Annotated in this window: 6 protein-coding genes; 4 read left to right on the top strand and 2 right to left on the bottom strand. The window is 63.5% G+C overall.

Going from position 1 to position 5,835, the window contains the following annotated elements:
* The first annotated feature begins 165 nt into the window (after nt 1–165).
* Nucleotides 166–1,017 (top strand): EamA family transporter, encoded by an 852-nt coding sequence (locus ACYP5B_RS37470; protein WP_459572939.1) that lies wholly within the window; start codon nt 166–168, stop codon nt 1,015–1,017.
* A gap of 1 nt (nt 1,018) precedes the next feature.
* Here ACYP5B_RS37470 and ACYP5B_RS37465 read toward each other — a convergent pair whose 3' ends face one another.
* Entirely contained in the window at nt 1,019–2,083 is a 1,065-nt protein-coding gene (locus ACYP5B_RS37465) for a LacI family DNA-binding transcriptional regulator (protein ID WP_459572938.1), read from the bottom strand.
* Nucleotides 2,084–2,258: 175 nt separating this feature from the next.
* On the opposite strand from ACYP5B_RS37465, the gene ACYP5B_RS37460 reads away from it, so the two are divergent.
* The 3 genes from ACYP5B_RS37460 to ACYP5B_RS37450 all read left to right on the top strand — a co-directional run bounded on the left by ACYP5B_RS37460 (nt 2,259) and on the right by ACYP5B_RS37450 (nt 5,557).
* Nucleotides 2,259–3,422, top strand: coding sequence for a mandelate racemase/muconate lactonizing enzyme family protein (locus tag ACYP5B_RS37460; RefSeq protein WP_318238257.1), 1,164 nt, complete (start codon nt 2,259–2,261; stop codon nt 3,420–3,422).
* A 110-nt stretch (nt 3,423–3,532) separates the two neighbouring features.
* A complete protein-coding gene (locus tag ACYP5B_RS37455; protein ID WP_459572937.1) occupies nt 3,533–4,576 on the top strand; it encodes a Bug family tripartite tricarboxylate transporter substrate binding protein in 1,044 nt (347 codons plus the stop codon).
* A 78-nt stretch (nt 4,577–4,654) separates the two neighbouring features.
* Complete coding sequence (locus tag ACYP5B_RS37450) at nt 4,655–5,557, top strand: IclR family transcriptional regulator (RefSeq protein WP_318238259.1); 903 nt, start codon at nt 4,655–4,657, stop codon at nt 5,555–5,557.
* Between the two features lie 7 nt (nt 5,558–5,564).
* Here the strand turns inward: ACYP5B_RS37450 and ACYP5B_RS37445 are convergent, their stop codons facing one another.
* Nucleotides 5,565–5,750 carry a type II toxin-antitoxin system VapC family toxin gene (locus ACYP5B_RS37445; protein ID WP_459572936.1) on the bottom strand — a complete coding sequence of 62 codons (186 nt, stop codon included), beginning with the start codon at nt 5,748–5,750 and terminating at the stop codon, nt 5,565–5,567.
* Nucleotides 5,751–5,835: the final 85 nt, after the last annotated feature.

Raw genomic sequence — 5,835 nt, 5'->3', positions numbered from 1 at the left:
CCGAGGGGGTGTCGCCCCATCCGGCGCGCCTTTTTTGCCTACTTTTTTGGCAAGACAAAAAAGTAGGTCGCCGCCCCGCAGGGGTGGTGAAACTGCCTTTGACTTTAAGCCTTTGAAGTTGCAGTTGCAGTTGCAGTTGCTCTTAGCCCCCTAACACCCCCACCAATGCCCCTCCCCACCAACTTCCACGCCACAGCCTTCCTAGCCGTCATGCTCTCCGCCATGATGCACGCATCATGGAACGCCATCGTCAAGATCGGCGGCGACCGCCTGTCGTCGATGGCACTGATCGACAGCTTCTGCTTTCTCGTGGCCTTGCCGATGGTGTTCCTGGTGCCGCTGCCAGCGCCCCAGGTCTGGCCCTTCCTGCTGGCCACCGTCACGCTGGAAGTCGGCTACAAGCTATCGCTGGTGGCCGCCTACAACCGCGGCGACTTCAGCCAGGCCTATCCCCTGATGCGCGGCTCGGCCCCGCTGATGGTCGCCGTGATCCTGCTGCTGACGGGCGCCGAGCAGCTCGGGTTCGGCGGTTACGCTGGCATTGCCATGATCTGCCTCGGCCTGGTCAGCCTGGTGCGCTGGCGCAGCCAGTCGCCCGACCTGATGGCATTCGCCCTGATGGCGGGCGCCTGCCTGGCCGGCGGCACGGTGATCGACGGCACGGCCGTCAAACGCTATGGTGAAGTGTTTTCATACATCGCCTGGCTGCAACTGCTGTCGCATATCTTCATGCCCAGCTATGCCTTCACCCGGCGCGGCAGCACCCTGCTTACCCTGTTCCGCCAGGAATGGAAGCGTGCGTCGATCGGCGGCATCAATCGCGTCGGCTCCTATGCGCTGATGCTCTGGGCCATGACGCTGGCGCCCGTAACCAAGCTGGCCGCGCTGCGCGAATCGAGCGTGATCTTTGCCGCGCTGCTTGGGCACTTTTTGTTGCGCGAGCCGTTTGACAAGCGCCGCCTGGTGGCAACGGCGCTGGTCGTGGCGGGGATTGTGACGCTGCAACTGGCGCGCTAGCTTAGCCGGCGCGGCGCGATGGCTTTGTCTTTGGCGCGGCAACTGGCCCGCAGCTTGCGCGAAGCTCGAAGCTGGTAGGCAGCAAGACCGGGGTGGTCTGGTGCGGGTCTTTGATCTGCTCGAGCAACACCTCGGCGGCACGCTGGCCCAGCAGCGCTGGGTCGCGCAGCACGGACGCGATCGGCGGATCGTACATCCGGGACAGCGCAACATCATCGCAACACACTAGCGACAGTTGCTCGCCCAAGCGCAAGCCGCGCTGGCGTACGGCACGCAAGGCCCCTTCGAGCAACTGATTACCACCGAGAATCACCGCGGTGGGCGGCCTTGCGTCGGCCAGAAAGCCTTCCATCGCACTCTCCCCATGCTCGGGCGACAGGCTGCCGGAGTCGACCATCACATCCGGCGCCAGCCCCAGCCCGCGAAAGGCATCTTCCACCGCCCGGATCCGCTCCCGAGACGGACGCACATCGTGGCCGACCGCCAAGCCGACGCGCCGGTGCCCTTGCCGCAGCAAATGCCGCGTCGCCTCGCCCATGCCAAGGTAATGATCGGAGAGCACATAGTGCACATCGAGATCGCCCGCCATGGCGCGGTCGATGACCACTACCGGCGCGGTGGCGCTGGCAAGTGCCGCAATCGTCGCGGCGTTGTCCTCCAGCGCGGGCAGCACGATTAATCCGTCGACCTGCCGCTGCAGCAGCACTTCAATGCGCTGCGCGTCCACGTCCGGCGCCCCACCGGAATTGGTCAGAAGGACGGAATAACCGGCCGCGCTCAGCACGCTTTCCGCACCCCCGACGATCGAGGCCAGCAAGGGATTGGTAATGTCGGACCCGACGAATCCGATTGACTTCGTGGTCCGCCGGCGCAGGTTTTGCGCCATCAGGTTCGGCATATAGCCGAGTTCGCGCGCCGCCTGCATCACCCGCTCGGTCAACTGCGGGCTGGATCCCGGCTGGCCGGAAAGCACCCGCGACACGGAGGCGATGCCGACACCCGCGCGTTCGGCGACCTCCTTGATGCCGGCGCGCCTGGTTTCGGAAGAAGAAGGCTTGTTGCTCATTCGGGGCGAATTTCAAATCTGCTCTTGACGCCCTGAAGTATGCCATCTATTCTTTGGAAACGTTTCCGGAAACGTTTCCAAACATGAATCGAGTTACTGGCCAGGCGCTATCCGGCCGCTGGAACTACAAGTCCGCCTTCGTCGAAGTGCCGGATCAGCAATCGAAAGGATCAGAATGAGGATCACCAAAGTCGAGGCCCTGCACGTCGGGCAGTTCATGTTTGCCCGCGTCAGCACGGATGAGGGCATCGTTGGCGTTGGCGAATCGGGTGCCTGGGGCCAGCTGGAGGCCTCGGCCGCGGCTATCCGGCGCTTTGCGCAATACCTGGAGGGGAAAGACCCGTTCGACATCGAGCACCACTGGAACGTGATGCATCGGTTCGGCTACTTCCAGGGCATCGCCATCAACTCGGCCATCTCCGCGATCGATATCGCCCTGTGGGACATCAAGGGCAAGGCGCTGAATGTGCCGATCTACCAGTTGCTGGGCGGCCCGGTGCGCACCAAGGCACGCATTTACGGGCATATCTACGAGAGCAGCATCGAGAAGATCCTGGTGGAATGCAAAGCGAAGATGGAGGCGGGTTTCACGGCGTTTGGCCACCTCAACCCCTTCCTCGATGAAGGCAATGACCAGGTCTACTTCAAGACGCATATCAAGAAGATGCGCGATGCCATCGACAACGTGCATCGCATGCGGGAAGTCGTCGGCGACCGCGTGGACTTGCTGATCGAACTGCATCGCCGCCTGACGCCGGCGGAAGCCGTAGTGTTCGCCCGCGGCATCGAAGACACGCATCCGATGTTTATCGAAGATCCGATCCGGCCCGAAGGCCCGGATGGCATGACGCGCGTCGCCGGAAAAATCCATATTCCCATCGCAACCGGCGAGCGCTTCACCTCCATCTACGAATTCCAAGCGCTGCTGAGCCGCAATAGCGTGGAATACGCCCGGGTGGACCCATGCGTTTGCGGCGGCATCACCGGCGCGCGCAAGGTGGCGGCCATGGCGGAGGCCCATCACGTGCAAGTGGTGCCACACAACCCGCTCTCGCCGATCGGGCTCGCCGCCTGCCTGCAGCTGGATGCCGCCATCCCCAACTTTGCAATCCAGGAATACGCTACGGGTTTCGAGGCCGGCATCTTCGAGTCGCGGCCGGAGCACCTGGGCACCAATATCGTGGACCAGGTCCCGCTGCCGCTGAACGGCTTCGTCGACATTCCCACCGGTCCGGGACTCGGCATGAACCTGGTGCCGGATGCGCAGAAAATCCGCCCGCCGCTGTCCCGGCCGATCTCGATGCGCCCGCATCTCGATGGCTTCGTCGTCGATCAATAAGCCAGCCGAAGGCCAGGGGGGCGGGTACGTTCGCGCCCGCCCCTCCGTGCCGTGACAAGCGGAACACGCCGCATGGAAGCGGCAAGACTGATGCGCCAAAAAAAATCAGCATGGGCACGGAAGTCGTCGCCGTAGCGACTTCCCTTTCACCAAAGCGGCATCGGTTCGCGAAGCCCCAGGAGACAAACATGAAAACCCTATCCGTCCTCGGCCTGCTGTTCAGCGCAGTCTGCGCAGTGGCCGCCCAGGCCGCGGAAACCTATCCGACCAAGACAGTAACGATCGCCGTGCCCTATGCGCCGGGTGGTTCCACCGACTATGTCACGCGGGCCATAGCGCGCTATATGGGTGAAGCGTATCGGCAGCCATTCCTCGTCGAAAACAAGCCCGGTGCAAGCGGCACGATCGCCATGGCTTACGTGGCGAAGGCTGAGCCGAATGGCTATACGCTGCTGGCTACCGAGATGACGACCACAGTCGTTCCCGCCCTCTTCTCCAAGCTAACCTTCGACCCACTCCGTGACTTTATGCCGATCGCGCAATTCGCCGAAGCACCCTACGTGCTCGTGGTGAATCCGAAGGTGCCCGCGCATAACCTGAAGGAGCTGATCGAGTACGCCAGGCAAAATCCCGGCAAGGTTACGTTCGGATCCGGCGGTCCGGGCAGCGGCCCTCATGTCGCCGGCGAACTGCTCAAGTCCGTTGCAAAGATCGATATCAGCCACGTTCCCTATAAGGGTTCCGGGCCGGCGTTGAACGACTTGCTCGGAGGCCAGATCGACATCCTGATTACCGCGGCACCGACCGTGGCCGGCTTCATCGAGTCAGGTAAGTTGCGCGCCATCGCCGTGGCCAGCGACAAGCGGATTCCGATGATGCCATCGGTGCCTTCCGCCGCCGAGTCGGGCGTACCGGGCTTCAAGGTTAGCAACTGGTTTGGCCTCACCGCGCCGCGCGGCACGCCCGTGGAAGTACAAAGGAGCCTGTATGCGAAGGTGCGAGAGATGCTGAAGAATGCCGCGATGCTGAAGAACCTCGAATCCGCGGGCGCCCTCCCGGCGGAGCTGGGCCCGGAGGACTTCGGCAAGAAGATTACGGCCGAGGCGCAGCGCTGGAGCAAGCTGTTGAAGGCGAGCGGGGCAAAACTGGATTAAGCCTTGATACGCCGCTAGTTACGAATGCCGTTCCGGAAGTACAATCAAATTGTCTCGTTTTCCGGAACGGAGTCCGAATTGAAATCGGCCACAGTAGCAACACAAAGAAAAGCGCCTTCCGAGGCACCCAAGGGAAAGCCCGCCAAGGCACCGCGCGCGGCGACGGCCCCCTTGCGGCTGGAAGAACCGGCCGCCACGGCGCCGGTTCCGAGCGTCGCGGCCGATGCAGCGGCGGACCGCGATACCCCCACGCTACGCGCCTTCGCCCTGCTTGAATTCCTGGTCGCCGCCGACCGCCCCTTGTCGCTGGCGGAAATCATGCAGGGCTTCGAAGCGCCCAAGGCCTCGCTGCACCGCATGCTCGGCGCGCTCGAAGCCGGCGGCCTGGTGATCCGCGAGCCGGGCGCGCGCAATGCCTATGCCGTGGGGCCGCGCCTGTCGCGCCTTGGCGTGGCCATCGTCACGCATTCGGGTACCCGGCAGTTGCGCCACGCCATTCTGGCGCGGCTGGTGGCGGACATCGGCGAGACGGTCAACCTGACCATGCTGCACGAGACCTCTGTGCTGTACCTGGACCGCATGGAGGCGCCGTGGCCGCTGCGGCTGGACCTGAAGCCGGGCTCGCGCGTGCCGCTGCATTGTTCGGCCAGCGGCAAGCTGTTGTTGTCACTGCTGCCGCGCGAGCAGCGCAGCGCGCTGGTGCGGCAGTTGCCGCTGGAGCGCTTTACCCCCAACACGGTCACCAATGTGGAACTGCTCGAAGCCGAGCTGGACCGCAGCGCGCACAAGCAACTGGGCGTGGACAACGAGGAATTTGTCGCGGGGATTTCCTGCGTGGCCGTGCCCGTGCGCGACGAGCGCGGGCAGGTGGTGGCGGCGCTGGCGGTGCATGCGCCGACGGCGCGATCGCCGCTGTCGCGGTCGTTGGAGTTTGTGCCGAGGTTGCAGGAGACAGCGAGGGAGTTGGCGGGGACGTTTTAATAGGGGATCAAGACAGCACGATGGCATTCAAACCGTGAACACGCCGGAATGCAGCATCTCCCGTCAAGAGCACATGCTGCGCCCCCAACTGCAGACAGGTTGCCGCTTGCAAGGCATCTGGGGTGCGCAATCCATGCCGTACACGGATCGCTGCGGCCAACTCCACCACCACCTCTCGGTTCAACTGTTCCATAAAATCTGCTCAAAGTTGAGCATTGGATTTATCCGCACTTCGTTGACGCGGCTTGCGCCGCCCAACTGAAGCCCCTTGACGCTCA

It is taken from the genome of Cupriavidus sp. 8B, assembly GCF_054589115.1.
This window is presented reverse-complemented; position numbering and strand designations above follow the sequence as displayed.

What these genes read in the sequence shown, in the direction of transcription:
- ACYP5B_RS37460 (WP_318238257.1), top strand. Translation starts at nt 2,259, where the DNA reads ATGAGGATCACCAAAGTCGAGGCCCTGCACGTCGGGCAGTTCATGTTT.
- ACYP5B_RS37470 (WP_459572939.1), top strand. Translation starts at nt 166, where the DNA reads ATGCCCCTCCCCACCAACTTCCACGCCACAGCCTTCCTAGCCGTCATG.
- ACYP5B_RS37455 (WP_459572937.1), top strand. Translation starts at nt 3,533, where the DNA reads ATGGGCACGGAAGTCGTCGCCGTAGCGACTTCCCTTTCACCAAAGCGG.
- ACYP5B_RS37445 (WP_459572936.1), bottom strand. Translation starts at nt 5,750, where the DNA reads ATGGAACAGTTGAACCGAGAGGTGGTGGTGGAGTTGGCCGCAGCGATC.
- ACYP5B_RS37465 (WP_459572938.1), bottom strand. Translation starts at nt 2,083, where the DNA reads ATGAGCAACAAGCCTTCTTCTTCCGAAACCAGGCGCGCCGGCATCAAG.